Source organism: Spirosoma pollinicola (genome assembly GCF_002831565.1).
GTDB lineage: Bacteria > Bacteroidota > Bacteroidia > Cytophagales > Spirosomataceae > Spirosoma > Spirosoma pollinicola.
This window is the reverse complement of the sequence record NZ_CP025096.1, coordinates 8,150,605-8,167,991: the sequence shown is the minus strand read 5'-3', so window position 1 is coordinate 8,167,991 and position 17,387 is coordinate 8,150,605. Positions and strand designations below refer to the sequence as shown.

At 47.0% G+C, this 17,387-nt stretch carries 14 protein-coding genes and 1 pseudogene; 10 read left to right on the top strand and 5 right to left on the bottom strand.

Annotated elements, in window-relative coordinates; genetic code table 11:
• Positions 1–5: 5 nt before the first annotated feature.
• On the bottom strand, positions 6–3,059 hold the full coding sequence (locus tag CWM47_RS34555; protein WP_100993065.1) for a GEVED domain-containing protein: 3,054 nt from the start codon (positions 3,057–3,059) through the stop codon (positions 6–8).
• A 393-nt stretch (positions 3,060–3,452) separates the two neighbouring features.
• Positions 3,453–5,363: a DUF11 domain-containing protein gene (locus CWM47_RS34550; RefSeq protein ID WP_170069478.1), complete on the bottom strand. Its 1,911-nt coding sequence runs from the start codon at positions 5,361–5,363 to the stop codon at positions 3,453–3,455.
• A gap of 353 nt (positions 5,364–5,716) precedes the next feature.
• Between CWM47_RS34550 and CWM47_RS34545 the strand changes: the two genes are divergently transcribed.
• The 7 genes from CWM47_RS34545 to CWM47_RS34515 all read left to right on the top strand — a co-directional run bounded on the left by CWM47_RS34545 (position 5,717) and on the right by CWM47_RS34515 (position 12,091).
• Complete coding sequence (locus CWM47_RS34545; protein WP_100993063.1) at positions 5,717–7,222, top strand: arginine deiminase family protein; 1,506 nt, start codon at positions 5,717–5,719, stop codon at positions 7,220–7,222.
• Positions 7,223–7,503: 281 nt separating this feature from the next.
• Positions 7,504–8,433, top strand: a complete 930-nt coding sequence (gene ctlX / locus CWM47_RS34540) for a citrulline utilization hydrolase CtlX (protein ID WP_100993062.1) — start codon at positions 7,504–7,506, stop codon at positions 8,431–8,433.
• A gap of 235 nt (positions 8,434–8,668) precedes the next feature.
• Complete coding sequence (locus CWM47_RS34535; protein ID WP_100993061.1) at positions 8,669–9,121, top strand: MarR family winged helix-turn-helix transcriptional regulator; 453 nt, start codon at positions 8,669–8,671, stop codon at positions 9,119–9,121.
• A 56-nt stretch (positions 9,122–9,177) separates the two neighbouring features.
• Positions 9,178–9,393, top strand: coding sequence for a hypothetical protein (locus tag CWM47_RS34530; protein WP_100993060.1), 216 nt, complete (start codon positions 9,178–9,180; stop codon positions 9,391–9,393).
• A gap of 153 nt (positions 9,394–9,546) precedes the next feature.
• On the top strand, positions 9,547–10,275 hold the full coding sequence (locus CWM47_RS34525; RefSeq protein WP_100993059.1) for an SDR family oxidoreductase: 729 nt from the start codon (positions 9,547–9,549) through the stop codon (positions 10,273–10,275).
• A gap of 53 nt (positions 10,276–10,328) precedes the next feature.
• Positions 10,329–11,171: an SDR family oxidoreductase gene (locus CWM47_RS34520; RefSeq protein WP_100993058.1), complete on the top strand. Its 843-nt coding sequence runs from the start codon at positions 10,329–10,331 to the stop codon at positions 11,169–11,171.
• 197 nt (positions 11,172–11,368) lie between these two features.
• A complete protein-coding gene (locus CWM47_RS34515; RefSeq protein WP_100993057.1) occupies positions 11,369–12,091 on the top strand; it encodes a head GIN domain-containing protein in 723 nt (240 codons plus the stop codon).
• Positions 12,092–12,379: 288 nt separating this feature from the next.
• Here the strand turns inward: CWM47_RS34515 and CWM47_RS40490 are convergent.
• Positions 12,380–12,515, bottom strand: a pseudogene (locus CWM47_RS40490) (transposase); the annotation flags it as partial.
• Between the two features lie 747 nt (positions 12,516–13,262).
• Between CWM47_RS40490 and CWM47_RS34505 the strand changes: the two are divergent.
• The gene (locus CWM47_RS34505; RefSeq protein ID WP_100993055.1) at positions 13,263–13,658 is read left to right on the top strand and encodes a hypothetical protein; all 396 of its coding nucleotides are present in this window, start codon (positions 13,263–13,265) and stop codon (positions 13,656–13,658) included.
• A 103-nt stretch (positions 13,659–13,761) separates the two neighbouring features.
• Here CWM47_RS34505 and CWM47_RS34500 read toward each other — a convergent pair whose 3' ends face one another.
• Positions 13,762–14,394, bottom strand: a complete 633-nt coding sequence (locus CWM47_RS34500; protein ID WP_100993054.1) for a DUF4468 domain-containing protein — start codon at positions 14,392–14,394, stop codon at positions 13,762–13,764.
• Between the two features lie 350 nt (positions 14,395–14,744).
• Here CWM47_RS34500 and CWM47_RS34495 point away from each other — a divergent pair, with 350 nt between their 5' ends.
• Together CWM47_RS34495 and CWM47_RS34490 are read left to right on the top strand one after the other, a co-directional pair.
• Entirely contained in the window at positions 14,745–14,948 is a 204-nt protein-coding gene (locus tag CWM47_RS34495; RefSeq protein ID WP_100993053.1) for a hypothetical protein, read from the top strand.
• Between the two features lie 4 nt (positions 14,949–14,952).
• Positions 14,953–15,660, top strand: coding sequence for a recombinase family protein (locus CWM47_RS34490; protein ID WP_100993052.1), 708 nt, complete (start codon positions 14,953–14,955; stop codon positions 15,658–15,660).
• A 254-nt stretch (positions 15,661–15,914) separates the two neighbouring features.
• Here CWM47_RS34490 and CWM47_RS34485 read toward each other — a convergent pair whose 3' ends face one another.
• Positions 15,915–16,778: a M23 family metallopeptidase gene (locus CWM47_RS34485; protein ID WP_100993051.1), complete on the bottom strand. Its 864-nt coding sequence runs from the start codon at positions 16,776–16,778 to the stop codon at positions 15,915–15,917.
• Positions 16,779–17,387 lie beyond the last annotated feature (609 nt).

Here is a 17,387-nt window from a genome sequence, read left to right as displayed (position 1 = left end):
AGAAATTATAAGCCGGGGATTCCAATTTTTGACCGGTTGAGTGTCCACTTGTTAAAGTCTTGATTGTTAACGATTCCGTTGCCATCTCCGTCAATAGACAGATAGCGCCCAACGGCCGACGCATTTACTTTCCATTTGTTGTAATCTGTGCTGTTAATGACACCATTAGCATCATAGTCGCCGGAGTACATGGCCAGTTTGCTGCCTATTTGGATAAAAGGCTGCGTGCCTCGTGCCGCTGTGGCATCGGTCGTGAAATCGACCAGTTGATTGTCGACGGCCTCGTTGGCCGATAGAATGGCCAGATGACTGCGATGATGTATCGACATATAAACTGGTTCCGGGATCGCTGTGAACAGGATGCCTTCGGTGCCGTCGAGGTCAATGAGTATCCCGTCGTTTCGAATGAAGGCCGCTTTTCGAGCAATAATTACATTCGACGCATTTCTGGCCATCACCAGCACCCAATCGGTTACGTTGGCTGGAAAGTTTGTAACCTGCTCTGGTCCTGTATAGAGCCAGGGTTGGGCCGAAAACGGTTGTTGCTTTGGTAGTAGGTTTCTCAAAGCCAACAGGCTATGCATTAAGGCCGTGTTCGCGTCGATAAACCCCTCAAGAAGTACCTTGCTCCTGAATAACACTGACTTTATGCAGGGAGTCGCCAGAACTGAAGCCGCTGCCGTACTGGTACAACCCGCTGCACTGGTGATCGTGACCGAATAAGTGCCGGAATTCATCACAACTAGCTGTGCGCTGGTTTGACCGGTGCTCCATTTATACTGACTGCCCTGGCTGGCAGTTAGTTTAAGTGCTAGACCACTGCACACCGATGCACTACCGGGCAAAATAACGGCCTGATTTATTGGGTTTACTGTAACGGTTGCCGACGCTTTTACCAGACTGACCGAACAGTTTTTTGCATCGGTTATCGTTAGTAGTTGATACTGGGTAGTATTGTCGGGCAAAACTGAAATAGGGGTGTTGCTTGCATAATTCGTAATCGTGCGTACAGTCAGCCCATCGCTCAATTGTAGCGTATATGGGCCATTTTCACCGGATACCGACACGTTTAACGCGACCGCGCGGGTGCCACAAACGACCGTTGTTCCCGTCAGGCTGGCCGAAAGCATGGCGGGCTCAATGATTGTGACATCTAAACCGAGTTTACAGGCATTGGCATCAGTTACTGTAGCCCTATAATTACCGGCTGGTAAGTTGATAAATGTGCCGGTTGAATTTGACAGGTTCGCTACTGAGTAGGAGAAGGGCGCCGTACCACCTAGCACAGAAAGACTGACAGTTCCATCGCTATTGCCAGTGCAATGCACAGGTGTCGCCGAGGCCATCAGGCTGAAACAGGCTGGTGGAGTTGGATTGCTGATAATCAGTGTATAATCTTCGGCTTCGCCAAACAAATAGGGGTCGCAGGGGCTTTCTGCCAAACCATCTGGCGCGTATCGACTTCGCAGGCGAAGCTGGGCCGGGCCAATAGGCATAGATGCAGGTATACTGATGGTACTCGTTAGTGAAGGATTTAATAATTGGCTGGCCGACGATTGAAAAAGGACTTCTGTACTGCTGAAAAGACCATCGCGATTACTGTCGAGCCAGATCGTTAGGTGCTGGTTAATGAAACTTCCCGAATTTCCCGTCACCGCACTTGCCGTGAACGAATATGTTCTGCCAGATACGACGTTATGCTCTATTGTCGTAAAATCGGAGTAACCGACTTTCCCCGCTCCAGTTGCTATGGAACGCAACGTCGATTGACTTCCTGTTAGAATAAAGTCATCTATTTTGGGCGTAAAATTTTCGACAGGCCATGTGTAGGTTGGGATACAATGAATCAGGCCCGTCGTGATCATTTGTACGGCACTATAGTGAGTAGATGCATTTGACGCCTTTATTCGATAGTAGTAGGTGGTATTGGCGACCACTGAGCCATCCACATACACGTACGAATCTGGTGGCAGGCTTCCAACGACTGTAAAATTAGCCGTAGGCTCCAGCGAGCGTTCTATAAAGAAACCGGCTGCATCATTTCCGGCATAGAGAAATTGCAACTGAACCCCGGTTTTCGTGCTGCTAACGGTTAAATTCGTTGGTGGTTCTTGTAAAGTACCTGCGCAATTCAGGGTATACTCATTCGAGGGGTCAAGCCGGAAATCAAGCCCTGCTACCAGGCGGGTATATTGGCCAGGGGTAAACGTACTAGCCTTGTCGCAGGTTAAATAATAGGACATTATATTCGACATCATTGGCTGGAATGAATCACCATTTGCGTCAGTAATAGTGCCTGAATACGTACATCCCGATGTGGTGGCTCCTGGAATGCCATAGGGGTCGGCGGGGGTATCGTATACGAAGTCGCCTGCGCTTGTGCAGTTGGCTGGAAAAGGACGACCCTGCTGTAGTTCACCTGGTCGAATGACTAATTCCCGGCTGGCTACATTGCTGCTTCTGTTACTTTGGAATGTATGGTATAAATTAAAATAATGACCAAGCTCATGACTAAGCGTATTGGTTGCTACCTGACTGGCCTTAACAAATAATCGATTTGTCATAGCTATTGATGAGGGGAAATAAGAATAGCCTGCTACCTGACCACCGCCATAGCTTACCGTATTGGGTAAGTATATGTTGATCGCATTGGGTACATCATTTTCATCAGCCAGGGTGCTCTCTTCAGTACTGTCATAATCAAAAAGCACTGTGTTATCAATATAATGCGGTTGTGTACTACATAAATAAAAGGCAATATTTATGGGCTGATACACCTGGTTGAGTAACACCAATGCCCGATTCAGGCTAGTCATATCAACACCACCAGTGCCATCGCTTTGCCGAACTACATGAAATCGGATGGGTATATACTGAATTTGTGCTGCCAGGCGAGCCGACGGTTTATTTTTTCGTTGAACGAGCCGCTTTTCCTGTAAGGCTACTTGATCATCAGTTAGTTGTGGATTACCACAAACAGCCTGAGCCAGGCTTTGACTACCCGTAGTAAGTAGTTGTATGACAATGATGAAAATGAACCCTATATTGAGTCTGGACATGATCGTTCACTAAAGCTTAAGGCGTAACCTTTAAGGTACATATAGTTGTATATTCGTTACATCCCAATTATTGTGCCAATAAGTTAGTATTGCATATACATGACAAATTATTGTTCTGATAATCAACACTTTGTCGATTGATGTAAATGTCCTTTTCCTTTACTTCTTTATATAAACAATAAATAAGTAGTCTATTTATTGAAATTTGTATACCTTTAGGCTAATAAAGCTGATAGTTTAAGTGAATTCTAACATCTGGGTTAATTACTTATTGTCACCTTCTACAGGCTGGGCTTAGGGCAAAATTGACGTCACTTTAGCGCGGCTATAAACAAAGCTGGCCCGCAACGAAGGCGGGCCAGACAGAAAATAAATCAATCGTTTATCGAAATACTAACGCGCATCGCCAATGCGCCTGACCCGTTTGGATTGACTAATCACAAAGGGTACACACACTTCTGCCGGACAACTGCACTTGGTGGGTACCAGCAGCACTGTCACATCCGAGTAACAACCCGAATTAGTATAAACCCGTACCGTGTAAGCCTGGGCTTCGCTGGGATTCACCAGGTTATGAGCCAGGACACCGTCCGTCGGTATCACTTTAGCCGAACCCGATAAGGAAGCCGATTCATTGAAGGTCGCTCCCAGCGAATACTGATAGGTGTTGGTGGACTGAACGTTCGTTACTACCAGTTGGCCATTGCTCTGGGCCATGTTGCCTATACAGCTTACAGGCAAGGCTTTGGCCTTGAACGTTGGCAAACTATCTTCGTCAACGATGAATGGGCAGCAACTGAAGTCGGGACATTTACCGGCCTGATTATCGACCGCCAGTTTATATTCACCAGGCTGAGTTATATCCAGCACATTGGTGGTGAAACTGGTCAACTCGGTGGTGACGCCCTGGAAAGTACGGAACCACTGGTAGGCGCTGCGGCCGGGCACAGCTGTAAGACGGAACGTGTATTTTTCTCCCACGCACACCTTAACGGGCACCGAGGTGCAAACCGTAGCCGTATCGCCGGGGATGGTGGCCTTGTTGTAGAGGATACCGGAACTGTCGGCAATGGCCTGAAAGGTGAGCGAGAGGCTTTGCCCACCACTCAGCGAGGCCACCGTCCAGGTACTGATCGGAGCGCTCGGATTAACGGTCGTACCCGGAGGGGGTACTATTGAGCTGGTTATGTAATGCAGGCCCGCCAGCCTTGAAATCTGGACAGCCGTCATTGCCGCCGACGTCGTTCCTGTGTTGGTCAGCACGACGGTATAACTCACAAGTTCGCCAATTTTTGCTTTCGATTTATTGACAAATTGTTGCAGATCCAGCGTTACCGGGGCAGGTGGAACACAGGCGGTTGACAGCAGGGTTACTGTTTGATCGCTAAAACAACCGGTCGCATTATAGACTCTTATCGTATAGGATTTGCTGGTTGCCGGATTTGGCAGAGTGCCCGCTATAATCCCATTGGGAGGAATCGTTTTCGGTTCTCCCGATATCAAGGCCGTTGCCGTAAACGTGGTTCCTTCCGTATATTGATAGGTATCTGTAGCGCTGAAACCAGTTACTATTAGTTGGCCATTTGCCTGGGCAACTCCCGAACAACTCGCCGGTACAGTACTCGCCTGAAAAGCAGGTACAGCGTATTCTTCGATAATAAAAGGACAGTACGATAAGTCGGGACACTTGCCTGCGACGCTATCAACGGCCAAACTGTAACTCCCCGGAGCAGTTACGTCAAGAAGGCGGGTTGTCTGACTGGCGATTTCAATACCGTCTTTAAACCAACGGTAGCTGCTTCGTCCAACGGGCCCCGCTAATTGAAACAGGTACGTATCGCCTTTACAAACCCGTACTGGAATTGACACGCAGGCAGTAGCTGTATCGCCGGGGATGGTTGCCGTATTGTACATAATTCCCGAACTATCGGCAGCAACCTGATAGGTCAGACTTAGGCTTTGGCCGGCGCTTAAGGTAGGTATCAGCCATTTAGTGACAGGAAAGGCTGTTGCGAACGTAGTGCCGCCGGGTATAATCGCCGAATTGGCTATATAGCGTACACCAACCGAACTCGAATCCCGGACAAGAATATCCGTTGCGGTGGTTGTGCCCGTATTGGACACAACAAGTGTGTGTATAAGCACGTCGCCCTGATTGGCTTTCGCTTTATTGATAAGATTCGTGAGTTGAATGGAATTAGTCGCTGGAACTTGTGCCTTAACCTGACTGACCATACCTGTCAGGATAGAGATGAGAAAAAATAATCGACTAATCTCATTTATGTTACTGATACGTAATTTCATAAATCGTATGTAGGGTAATATCATCGATACATGTCTCAACGTGTCAAACAGTGTGCCAATATTTACTATATATCATTTACGGTAAATTATAGTTTATTTTGACTATTTGTTGATAGGTAATATTATTAATTATGTTTATTTATTTCTTATTAATCCCGTTTCTATCTGATAGACAACTTGAATTGCGATGAGAGAAGGAAAAAAAATCGCTGGTTGTTTCTATATGTTTTCAGGCCAGGCAGTCTGAAAGCATGTAGAAAAAGAGCTTAATGACACTAATAAAATGGGGTAATATTGGCCAAACCTGTACCTTGCGTACCTGGCCTATTGCCGGATTTTAGCTTGAATTTTATATGAAGAATACAGATAACACCACTTTTGTTGACTTGATACGGACAGATAACGATCCTGAAACCCTGCCATTTTCCCGCATAAACGTATCCTCTGAAATTGGTACGCTGCGTAGATTACTCATCCACAGCCCCGACCGGGGGCTAGGAAAAGTGGTGCCCTCAAAAGCGCAGGATTGGCTTTTTGAAGATATCGTGCACCTGGATATGATGCGTCGGGACGAGTACGATTACTATGTTAAGATCCTGTTGTATTTCCTGGACCCTGATAAAGTGAGGGGTAAAATAGCCGACATCGGGCCTGACTCTGACCGGTCGTTTTTTAAGCCCGATCATGCTGATTACTTCAAATCCGATAAGGTAATCGATATTCAATGTCTGCTCTCCGACATTCTGGGCAATGAGACTATCCGCACTCAGTTGATTGCCGCTATTTGTGGAATAGAGCGGACATCGTACCAGACCCAGCAGCAGTTGAGGCAGTACGAGCCCAACGAACTGGCTAAAATCATGATTTCCGGATCGCTGCCCGATTTGACAATGCTCTTTTCTCCCCTCCCGAATTTTATTTTTACGAGGGATATCGGGATTGTTATTAACGATCACATTCTGCTCAACAAACCAGCAAAACTGGCCCGCACGCGTGAAGCTCTACTGGCGCAGTATATTTTCTTTAATCATCCATTGTTTGTTGATTATCAGGATAAAATACTTGAGATACCAGATAACGAACACGCCTTTTTACTGCCCGAAGCCGATATGAACCGGGATGTTACACGCACAACCCTCGAAGGGGGCGACGTGATGATGATTGGCAAACGACACCTGATCGTTGGCGTAAGTGAACGGACTACCTTATACGCGGCTCAGCAGGTGATGCGGTTGGTATTTGCCAAAAATGTGGTCGATAAGGTTACGGTTCTTCAAATTCCGAAAAAACGCGACTACATGCACATCGACACGGTTTTTACGCAGGTAAAACGTAATATCTGGGTGCTGTTGGGGTCGTTGGCCCGCACGGGCGATGAAGCAAAGAAACGCGATGTAATCCATTTTTTTGCCCCGAAAGATGTGTCGGAAGACTTGAAAATAATGCAGTTCAGGAAAGGACAGGAACAGAAGCCATTCGAATTTGAAAACCTGGAAGATCTGCTGATCGATATTAGTACAAACGATCTCGGCGCCACCGATCCCGTACAGTTTATTTATTCGGGTAATAATGAGTTTCCGTTTGGTGCCCGTGAGCAGTGGACGGACTCCTGCAACCTGTTGGCACTGAAAGACGGCGTGGTGGTTGGATACGACCGAAACGAAAAAACCGCAGATGCCTTTCGGGCGGCTGGCTTTGAGGTGATCGGTGCCGCTAAGTTACTGGCACGTTTCGAACGGGGGGAGTCGTCTCCCGAAACCATTGAAAATACGTTTATCATGTTGCCATCAGCCGAGTTAAGCCGTGCACGTGGCGGTTCTCACTGCATGAGTTTACCCCTTTTTCGGGAAGAAGTATAGGGGTTGGTAAGTCATATCAATGATCTATCTGACTTATCGGCTTGGGTATATTGACGAACAGCAACAACGTAAAATCGTTTTGTTAACTGAAGAGTTGTCAAAAATGGTAAACGCTTTCAGCAGGACATTGAACAAATAGGCTGATCGTACTAACTTGCTGAAGAAAATGAGTCAGTGAGTCAGGTAAGTCGGTAAGTGACTGGCATCAGTCTTGTTCATGCGCCAGCCACTTACCGACTTACTTACCTTATCAACTTATAAAAACACTTACAAATCACTTTATGCAATCACAGGCTACTTCCCGAATCTTAATGATTCGTCCGGTTAATTTCGGATTTAATACCGAAACCGCCGACTCGAACGCGTTTCAGGATATTAAACTGGCTGAACAAACAAAAGATACAGTTCAGCAGGAGGCCCAGCGGGAGTTCGATGAAATGGCACGCCAGCTTCAGACCCTCGGCGTAGATGTGATGGTTTACGAAGATACTGTTGAGCCGTATACACCCGATTCAATTTTTCCGAACAACTGGGTATCCTTTCACGCTAGTGGAACGGTAGTACTCTACCCGATGCAGGCCGAAAACCGTCGGCTCGAACGCCGTCAGGATATAATTGATGATCTGGCCAAAAAGTACCACGTTGCCAAAGTCGTTGATCTAACGCGCTTTGAGCAGGAAGGCAAGTTTCTGGAAGGCACCGGCAGCCTAGTGCTCGACCGGATGAATCACGTAGCCTTTGCATGCATGTCGCCCCGAACGCACCCCGACGTGCTGGCCGAGTTCAGCCAACAGACCAACTACCGTGTTGTATCGTTCCACGCAGCCGATGCAGCTGGCAAGGCTATCTATCATACCAATGTGCTGATGTGCATTGCCGATACATTTGCGGTTATATGTCTATCGGCCATCAGCGACCCCGACGAGCGGCTCATGGTACGTCAGGAACTTGAAAAACTGAATAAGCGTATTATCGACATTTCGCTGGAGCAAATGGCCAGCTTTGCCGGGAATATGCTCATGGTTCAGACCCAAAAAGGGCAGAAGCTGCTGATCATGTCTACGCAAGCCCACGAGTCGCTCACGGACAAACAAATCGACTTATTAGACGACTATACCACTATTTTTCACTTCGATCTGTCAATGATTGAAGGCAACGGTGGCGGTTCCGCCCGCTGCATGATAGCCGAGGTTCATTTGCCTAAGAAGTAGTTGGTGATTGGTGAAGTGGTGGAGTGGTAAATAGTGAAGTAACTGGCATACTGGAAATACATGTGTCACTACTATACTATTTACTACTTCACCACTTACTACTTCACCACTTACCACTCCACCACTTCACTATTCAACTATTCACCACTCCACCAATTACAAATTATTTTTCCATGTTGTTTGCACATACAAATATCATGTTGTATCTTTGTATCATACTTTCAGAACGGACGTAATGACCGAAGAAAAAACAGTAATCGAAGAAGATAAATCAGTAACGCGGTTTAGTGCTTGTCTGCTGTTTTCAGCAAATGCGTTGTCAAGAGCGATCACCGCAATTGGCGATGAGGAGTTTGGTCGGTTTGGCATGTGTTACTCGCACGCCTATATGCTGTGTGAGGTGGTAGGTCAGCCGGGCATAACACCCTCTGAATTGAGCGAAACATTGTATTTGACACCATCGACAATTACGCGACTGGTCGAAAAACTGGAACAGAAACACTTGGTACGGCGCGAGTCGGAGGGCAAGAAAACCCTGATATATCCAACGGCTGAGGGCATTGACCTTCAACCTGAAATTGCAGAAGCCTGGGATCGGGTAGGGAAGCACTACTCCGAGTTAATTGGCGAAAAAGATATTTGCCGCTTAACCCAACAAGTATTTAAAGCAGCTCAGGCTTTGGGCTAGGGCGCTTTAAAAAATTTGTCATAAAGATTGTTTGCACATACAACAAATAAGTAGCCATGAAAACGAACGAAGAAACCATCGGATTAGTAAGCAGCAATGCTTCTGAAACCACTAAAGACATTTGCCGCTCACTGGCTAAGAAAGGCATCTCAACGATTGTTGTGCAAAAAGATACTGCTCAGCATGAGGTAGAAGAGCCTGCAGACCATCACCACTGGTCGGGACAACCCGGCAAAGACCTGTTTTTTAATGGTTGGAAACTACTATTTTAATAAGTAATCGGGGCCGATTACACACAGATCGGTTCATACTAATCGACTTACGCATGAAACGCTTATTTGGAATGGGGACACTATTCCGGGTAAGCGTTTTGTTATGTTTGTGGATCAGGAATCCTTATAATAACAACCCAATTAATCAGACGCATGAACATTTCAAACAATAAAATACTAATCACTGGTGGTGCATCGGGCATTGGCCTGGGACTTACCGAGCGGTTCATTCAGGAAAATAATACTGTGATCATCTGTGGAAGGAGGGAGTCAGTATTGCAGGAGGTGGCCGAAAAATTCCCGTCCGTAATGACAAGAGTCTGCGATCTGTCTAATGCCGACGAGCGGCAAGCCTTGTATCAGTGGATTTCGGAAGAGCATAGTGATTTATCGGTGCTGGTAAACAATGCGGGTATTCAACAATGGATGGCTGTTTCGGATGAGGATTTTTTCCAGCGTGCCAAAGAAGAACTTGTGGTAAATATCGAAGCCCCGCTTCATCTTACGTCCCTTTTCATCAACCTGCCATCGCTGACATCCGTCATTAATGTTACGTCGGGATTAGCTTTTACTCCGCTGGCCAAAGTGCCGGTCTATTCGGCTACCAAAGCTTTCTTTCATTCCTTTACGTTGTCGCTGCGCGCGTTGCTGAGCAACAAAGGAATTGAGGTAATCGAGATGATTCCGCCCGCACTCAATACCGACCTCGGCGGTAAAGGATTGCATGATCAGGCACCACCGGTTAGTGATTTTATTAATGCTGTTTTTGACCAGTTGAAACAAGGCAAAACCGAATTGACTTTTGGCTTTAGCGAGGCTATGGCAAAAGCAACGCCCGACGACCTGCGTAATACATTCAGCAGAATGAACGGAATCGCTTAACGTTTGTCGCTGGTTGCAGCGGATGACTAGTCTATAAACCAACTCTTTTATACATGAAAACGGCATTGATTACGGGGGCAAACGTTGGTATTGGGCTGGCAACAGCCAGGGCGCTGGCTCGCAAAGGAATTAACCTGATTTTGCTTTGCCGGAACAAAGAAAAAGGGCAGGAGGCTCTGGCAACTATACAACGCATCAATCCGGCTGTAACCGTCGAACTGTTGATTGCCGATCTGAGCGATCTTGATTCAATACGCAGGGCCGTTCAGGAAGTCAAACTGAAGCACCAGAAACTGGACATATTAATTAATAATGCCGGGTATTCGCCCGATAGAATCGAGTTCGTTGATAACGTCGAAAAGTCATTTTATGCCAATCATATTGGCCATTTTGTGCTGACCTATCATCTGCTTGATTTACTCAAAGCGGCTGGAGAAGCACGCATCATTAACCTATCGTCGGCGGCCTATGCATTGGGCAAAGCCTCACGCTTTTTCCAGCGAAACCCAACAATGTCGATCATGTCGGCCTATGGTGATGGGAAACTGGCCAATGTGTTGTTTACCAAAGAATTAGCTAAACGCTATGCCGATTCGGGGATTACGGCCTATGCTGTTCACCCCGGCGTGGTCAACTCGGGTTTCGGCAGCAACTTTACGGGTGCTTTCGGATTCATGATGGGCCTGGCGCGTCCCTTTATGCGGTCGCCGGAGCGCGGTGCCGAAACGTCCATTTACCTGGCCACGGCACCCATAGCGACACTAACAAAGCTGGATGGGAAAGCAGGCGGATCGGGAGGGTATTTTGCTGATTCGGCCCCAAAACAACTCCGTCATACCGATTTAACAAACAGGCAGGCCGACGATTTGTGGACTAAAAGTCTGGCCTATGTGTAGTTGGGTTTACCTGTTTTTTTATGTGAGAAGGGATCGATGGCGATCCCTTTTTTTATGAACAGCCTCGTTCAAAAAGGATACCGAGAACTGGTATGCCACCTATTAAACTTTCACTATCTTTCATAAAGGAAGCAACGTTCATAAATTAAGAACCTCTTTTCTACAACTACGCAACGATAAAACTAAACCTCTTTACCATGAAAACGATCACAAACGTGTTGACCATTGCCTTCGCAACCATACTATTCCAGTGTGCATTTGCCCAGAATTCTATTGTTGGAAATGGTGAGATTGTAAAGCAGCAGCGTACTATCGGTAGCTTTACTAAACTGTCTGTTCGGGTAGGTATGCGCGTTCATATTGCGGCTGGAAATGCGGGATCGGCCGAACTGGAGGGCGAAAGCAACATCCTCGAACATGTTGTGACAGAAGTCAAAAATGGCGAACTAACCGTCATGCTGTCGCAGAACAAAAGTTATAATCAAACGAAAGGCGTCACGGTAACCATTCACGTTGCCAAACTCGATCAGGTGATGGTTAGTACGGGTTGTTCCGTTGAATCAGACCTGCCCATTACAGCAACGAATTTAACCGCTACTATCGAAACCGGCAGTCGTCTAACTGCGCCAATCTCGACTAAAAATCTAAAACTGACGGTGAAAGATGGCTCGCAGGCCAATTTGCAGGGAACAGCCACGGACGCCGATATTCGACTGTCGGGAGCCGGTAGGCTAAGTGCCGAAAAGCTAACGATTGCCCGTGCCGACGTACAACTCAATGGGGCCAGCCGCGCCGATATTCATGTGACAGAAACACTTGAAGCATCGGCAGATGGCGTCAGCACGGTTAATTATACGGGTAATCCAACGGTGAAATCGCAGGAAGCCAATGGTTTATCAAAAATCCGGAAGCAAGGCTAAATGCTCCGTGCTGTAACAAGTACCTGAGAAAGATTTATTAACCACAGAGGCACAGAGAATACAGAGGTGCAATGGTCTGATAGTAGGTCAATTACACATCTGCATTCTCTGTGCCTCTGTGGTTAATAAATTTGCGTAATTACTTAAGTAATCACGCAGAATTAAACTTCACTTTATTTCGATTCACTAACCCGTCAAAACAGATCCGATATTCTTGACCAAATAAACGAATGATAGCAAAAACGGCCTTTTTCAGACGACTCCATGAACTGTAATGGAGCTTCTGCAACCACCGATACTTTAGGAACCGCCACAGAATTTCGATCGGATTCAGGTGCGGACTGTAAGTCGGCAAAAAGAATAGGTACATGTCCTGCTCTTCCCAGTTGGCCTGTTGGTCGTAAACAGCCTGACAGCGATGAATTGGACCATTATCTAGCTAGCTAGAGGGATGGTACAACCGCCGACGGAAGCATTCAGTATTGAATTACCGCACGCCCAGTCAACAGGAATCTTATTTTTACACTTCCTCAATGGCCGCCTAAAAAATCTCCACTATACTGTTGCAAGTCCATAACGAACAACCCGGGGGCTTGACCGCTACGTCTGGCATCAACGCCAAAATCTGCTCCCTGGACCGCTTGAGTCGGGGCCGCAATTCATATCATCCAGAGTAAGTAAGTACTGGTGAGTATCTTCCAGTGAATAGACAAGCAAATGATGAGCCGTATGAACATCGTCCTTGGTGAATACACGAACCTTTCGTAAAAACAGCTTGCAGGATTTTATGGCGACTTGTTAGGTAAAACCGCAAGTAAAATTCAAACAGGTCGGTGGTGTTAAGCTGCTCTAATGAGCATTGGTCGATCCGGTGAGCCAGGCCCCACTGATAATAATGGGGGGATGGTTGAAAGAATCTTTTCACCAAGACGGGGTCAAGGGTTGTACATGCTATCTGGTGGGCAATTCGCTCGTCGCGTTTCATAACATTAAGCAGTGGTTAACCACTGTATCTAATACCTATTGAGAAAGCCCGGCAATCTGAACGCCTCGGTCCAGTTCTGTATACGTTATCAGTAGATGGGGTTGGTCTACGGATTAATCAATAGAACGTAACTTAAACGATCATTGCTGGTTATCCTTACCACGGACTACTCCACCGTGCAATACTATGCCTGTCCTTGAGCGCCGTCCGACCGACCTGTTAAATGCCCTACGCCTAGTCGTGTTTTGTGTTGGCATCGAATTACTGGGGTATGCTTTCTCGGGTAGTTATTCGGTGGGCAGCGTGGTGGGGGTGCTCCTGGGAGCGGTACTGGTTTATGGACTCCTGCGTCTGGTTCACCAGGGGGTCAACTGGGCTAGATTCATTCTGGCGGGCGTGATCGGTTTAGGTCTACTTAGCTCGCTACTCTCTTTTGCAACGGCCTATAGGCTACATCCTGGATCGACGGTGATCGATTTGATCTCGACGCTCTTTTCGCTGATCGCCTTGTGGCTCTTGTTTACGCCAAAAAGCAATACCTGGTTCCGGGCTCATCGAGTGCTCGGATCAAAATACCCTTGAGCTAATCACGTTCGTTCATCTTAATTACCCCACAACCAGGCGGGCCTAGTCTAATCCTTGTCAGTGTGACGTTTACTATTAGCAGGAAGAAGGAATAATTAGTTTACAAAGGTTTATAGTATTCAGCCTCCTGGCTATCACTCATATATTTATGAAGTTGGCTTAAGTAAGCCTTTACACTGCGATTCCACGCTCGCAATAGTTGAGCTGTCGATGTACCATAGTCATACGTCTTTTGGTCACACTGATACAATTCACGAATCGGCAGGCCTAATCCAACTGAATCAGGCTGGGCTCGGAACTGACTTAATCGATAGCGATACCGGCCTGCTTTGACCCTTACCTCAATGGTGACCCGGTAGTCTTGAGGTGTACTGGAGCCTACTAGGGCATGCTGTAAGGTAATGATGCCGCATCGGTTAATGTGGTGTTTTGCGCCATGATCCATAGGCGAAAGCGAGCCTGTATGTAGCGTATGGGCCATAAAGTGTTGGGCTCGATTATACAATTGCGTTCTAGACGCTCCCCTTACTAACACAACAGCCGTGTAAACGATATCACCCGACTCGCCATCGATGGGCACCAGTTGGTAGATGAAGGACCGGGGGGATTGAGCCTGGGCATAGAGATGAACTGGTCCCTGAATCAGCCAGGCAATGGCCATGAGTTTGAGCCAATGGGGCCAGCATTGGTCAACGGATTGGAAGACAAGTTTGACTAACTGGTAAAACTCCATAAACGAGTAGGCATTAGGTTAACTGCTAGAAGTTAATTGCTACGCTGGTGAATGGAAGTAGAGCCGTTTCAATCGTTAGCCTAGCTCAAAGATAGTCAGCTTTTCACCAATTGCACTTGCTGATGAAGGGGTATAGGTTGGCTAGCTATCGAAACTGATTTAAGGGACAGTTCAAAACAAGTTATAGGTGATCACTGTAGCGTAGAGGCCACGTCCATTTACCTGTCCAAAAGGATAGTAATGTTGCTGCAAAATGTCTCTATGTATTGTATTACAAGGCTTAAACGGTCGTTCAAGCCTTGTAATACACCAGAAAAACTATACTTTTGAGCCGCTAAAGCAAATAAGTTATGGTCTATTACGAAGTGCAGTTTCTTAGGATGGTAGAAGGAGACTGGATCACCGTTAACGATTTCGATGACTCCACCGGTGCCCTCCTGCCCCTATTCGACTCGGCCGAGGAATTGAGCTTGGAGCAAGCCCAGACACGTCTACTGCTTTTCACTAAGAAGTACTCATTCCTTACCTTCCAACTTAATAAAGTAGTTCTGTAAACGAATGGCTAAGAAATCAACCTTACCGGTGGCAAGGGCGGAATTGACCCGGTATGTCGCCTACTACCGGGTATCCACCAAGGCGCAGGGTGAATCTGGTTTAGGATTAGAGGCGCAACGGGCGGCGGTCGCCGGATTCGTAAAAGGGAGGGTACTCGCCGAGTTTACGGAAGTAGAGTCGGGAAAGAATAATCAACGCCTTCAACTAGCAGCGGCTATTGATCGGGCAAAGAAAGAGCGTGCTGTTCTGGTCATTGCCAAACTTGACCGTCTGAGTCGTAACGCATCGTTCATATTTACCCTGCGGGATTCGGACGTAAACTTTCAGTGTGTCGATATACCCGATGCCAACACCCTAACTATTGGTATTTTTGCGACACTGGCTCAGCACGAACGGGAATTGATCAGCTCGCGCACCAAGTCGGCTTTAGCCGCTAAAATTGCTCAAGGGGCCAGGCTTGGTAAGCCCGAGAATCTCACGGCCCAGGGCCAGCAGAAAGGCGGCGAAACGACCCGGCGCAACGCGCTGGCCAACCCGGATAACCGACGGGCGTCATCGGTTGCCGAGATGATGCATAAGGCCGGAAAGACCTATGCTCAAATTGCCGAACATCTCAACCGTACGGGTTTTCAAACCGTCAGGGGTGGCACCTTCCAGGCCACTCAGGTCATGCGCTTAATTAAACGACACGGGGCGACAACCATCGACTAAAAACTAGCCAGCGAGTTGGTTGATTACTTAAAATATGAAGTAGAGAAACGTTTACTGGGTGTCAAATCAGCTGGCGGTATTGGTTCAGCCATTGTTTCTAGCAGGCCATAAACCTTGACTGTATACGTCGGTGTGCTTTTTAGGCCAGTAAAATCAAGGCGCTATAGTCAGAGCAAACATGTAAGTTACCTGAACTACGAACCAAGAAATAGGGGCGGTCACTTCCTAGCCCAGATTATTTTCTAAAGCGCCCTTTAGTTCACCCCAGGCATGTCAGAAGGATCAATCAGTAAGAAACCCGGATTGATGCAAGCCCCATGCCAGCGCACCCCAACATGCAAGTGAGGACCCGTTACTCGGCCCGTCTCGCCAACCAACCCAATCGATTGTCCTTTGGTAACGGTTTGATTGGGCTTTACCGAAAAGCTCTTTAAATGAAAATACTCTGATATCAACCCATTGCCATGGTCAATATAGACTGCATTGCCACTATAAAACTGATTGGCTGCCAGCAATACCCGACCATTCCCCACGCTTAAGACAGGCTTACCCACCCCCACGGGGTAGTCCTGACCCGTATGCCGATCGCGAGGCTGACCGTTTAATGTCCGGCAAGCCCCAAAGTTGCCCTCTCCCTGGGGCAGGTTATGGGCAGGCTTGCCAACGGGCAGGTCGAAAACCGCTGGGCGCTCCTTGGCTTGAAAGCGGATGAGGGGATTGACTAGCGATGCTTCCTTGGTGGCACGAGCCTGATTTGTCGTCGATATAGTAACATATTCCTTCTTGGGAAAGTTAGCAAGATCTTCCTGGATGCACTCTTTGGCCGCTACCTTGAGAGTAGCCGTTTCTAACTTTCCGCCCGTTGTACGCCGGGAGATGGTATAATGGCCTGGCTTCATATCCATATCCACGGGATAGTAACAGGTGCCGTTAACGGCGGCCCAAGCCCGTTTTTCCAAACTACAGCGTAGACAGTTGCCCGCCCAACGAGCGACCTGGCCTTGGGCTACACTGACCGACTTAGGGGGTAGACCTGAAGACGTTTTCTTCGTCTGTGCTTGAGCCACTGTCAAGCTGAGGTAAACACCAATCAGCGTTATTACTCGTACTAGTTTCATCGGTTGGTAGGGGACGTAGGGATGTAGTAGTAGTAACCTCTCCACCCTAGGCTATGTTCTAAAGCCAGTCAGTTTAAGGTAAATGGCTTAGTTTGGGAATCAACTCTGTTGTTAGTCTGTAGTAAGCGTTCGGGCAACCCGTCAAATGGGAAATGCTCTAGGTTCCTACCGCTTACGCGTACCATAGGAACGTTTAATAAATGTAAAATCTTTCTAGGGCATTATTTTAACGGTCGTTTGTAAAAGGCCATAAACTTAAAACATGCTTTCCGCCAACCTGTGGATGTATCACAAACTCAAGATACTATTGAAAATTAGACGTTGATTTTTGAGATAACAATTTGAGAATGCTAGATAAGCTTATAGGTTGCCTTCGATGATATCAATCAGCTGTCCTAGTAAAATGGGCGATTAAAGAGACACTAAATTTCGACCAGATAACAGTGATTTTCGGTGCTGCCCATAGAAGTCTGTACCTTTATTGAAATACCCTACTTGACTCTGATTAACAACCCATGACCGAATAATAAATTCGGCAGTTACCCGAATAAGTTTTGTTAGCATACATTGCTTATAGATGAGTCAGTACTTATTGTTGTGTACAGGGAA

Bases quoted from the DNA above. Each gene is read 5' to 3' on its own strand.
- CWM47_RS34555 (WP_100993065.1), bottom strand. From the start codon at position 3,059: ATGTCCAGACTCAATATAGGGTTCATTTTCATCATTGTCATACAACTA.
- CWM47_RS34550 (WP_170069478.1), bottom strand. From the start codon at position 5,363: ATGAAATTACGTATCAGTAACATAAATGAGATTAGTCGATTATTTTTT.
- CWM47_RS34545 (WP_100993063.1), top strand. From the start codon at position 5,717: ATGAAGAATACAGATAACACCACTTTTGTTGACTTGATACGGACAGAT.
- ctlX (WP_100993062.1), top strand. From the start codon at position 7,504: ATGCAATCACAGGCTACTTCCCGAATCTTAATGATTCGTCCGGTTAAT.
- CWM47_RS34535 (WP_100993061.1), top strand. From the start codon at position 8,669: ATGACCGAAGAAAAAACAGTAATCGAAGAAGATAAATCAGTAACGCGG.
- CWM47_RS34530 (WP_100993060.1), top strand. From the start codon at position 9,178: ATGAAAACGAACGAAGAAACCATCGGATTAGTAAGCAGCAATGCTTCT.
- CWM47_RS34525 (WP_100993059.1), top strand. From the start codon at position 9,547: ATGAACATTTCAAACAATAAAATACTAATCACTGGTGGTGCATCGGGC.
- CWM47_RS34520 (WP_100993058.1), top strand. From the start codon at position 10,329: ATGAAAACGGCATTGATTACGGGGGCAAACGTTGGTATTGGGCTGGCA.
- CWM47_RS34515 (WP_100993057.1), top strand. From the start codon at position 11,369: ATGAAAACGATCACAAACGTGTTGACCATTGCCTTCGCAACCATACTA.
- CWM47_RS34505 (WP_100993055.1), top strand. From the start codon at position 13,263: ATGCCTGTCCTTGAGCGCCGTCCGACCGACCTGTTAAATGCCCTACGC.
- CWM47_RS34500 (WP_100993054.1), bottom strand. From the start codon at position 14,394: ATGGAGTTTTACCAGTTAGTCAAACTTGTCTTCCAATCCGTTGACCAA.
- CWM47_RS34495 (WP_100993053.1), top strand. From the start codon at position 14,745: ATGGTCTATTACGAAGTGCAGTTTCTTAGGATGGTAGAAGGAGACTGG.
- CWM47_RS34490 (WP_100993052.1), top strand. From the start codon at position 14,953: ATGGCTAAGAAATCAACCTTACCGGTGGCAAGGGCGGAATTGACCCGG.
- CWM47_RS34485 (WP_100993051.1), bottom strand. From the start codon at position 16,778: ATGAAACTAGTACGAGTAATAACGCTGATTGGTGTTTACCTCAGCTTG.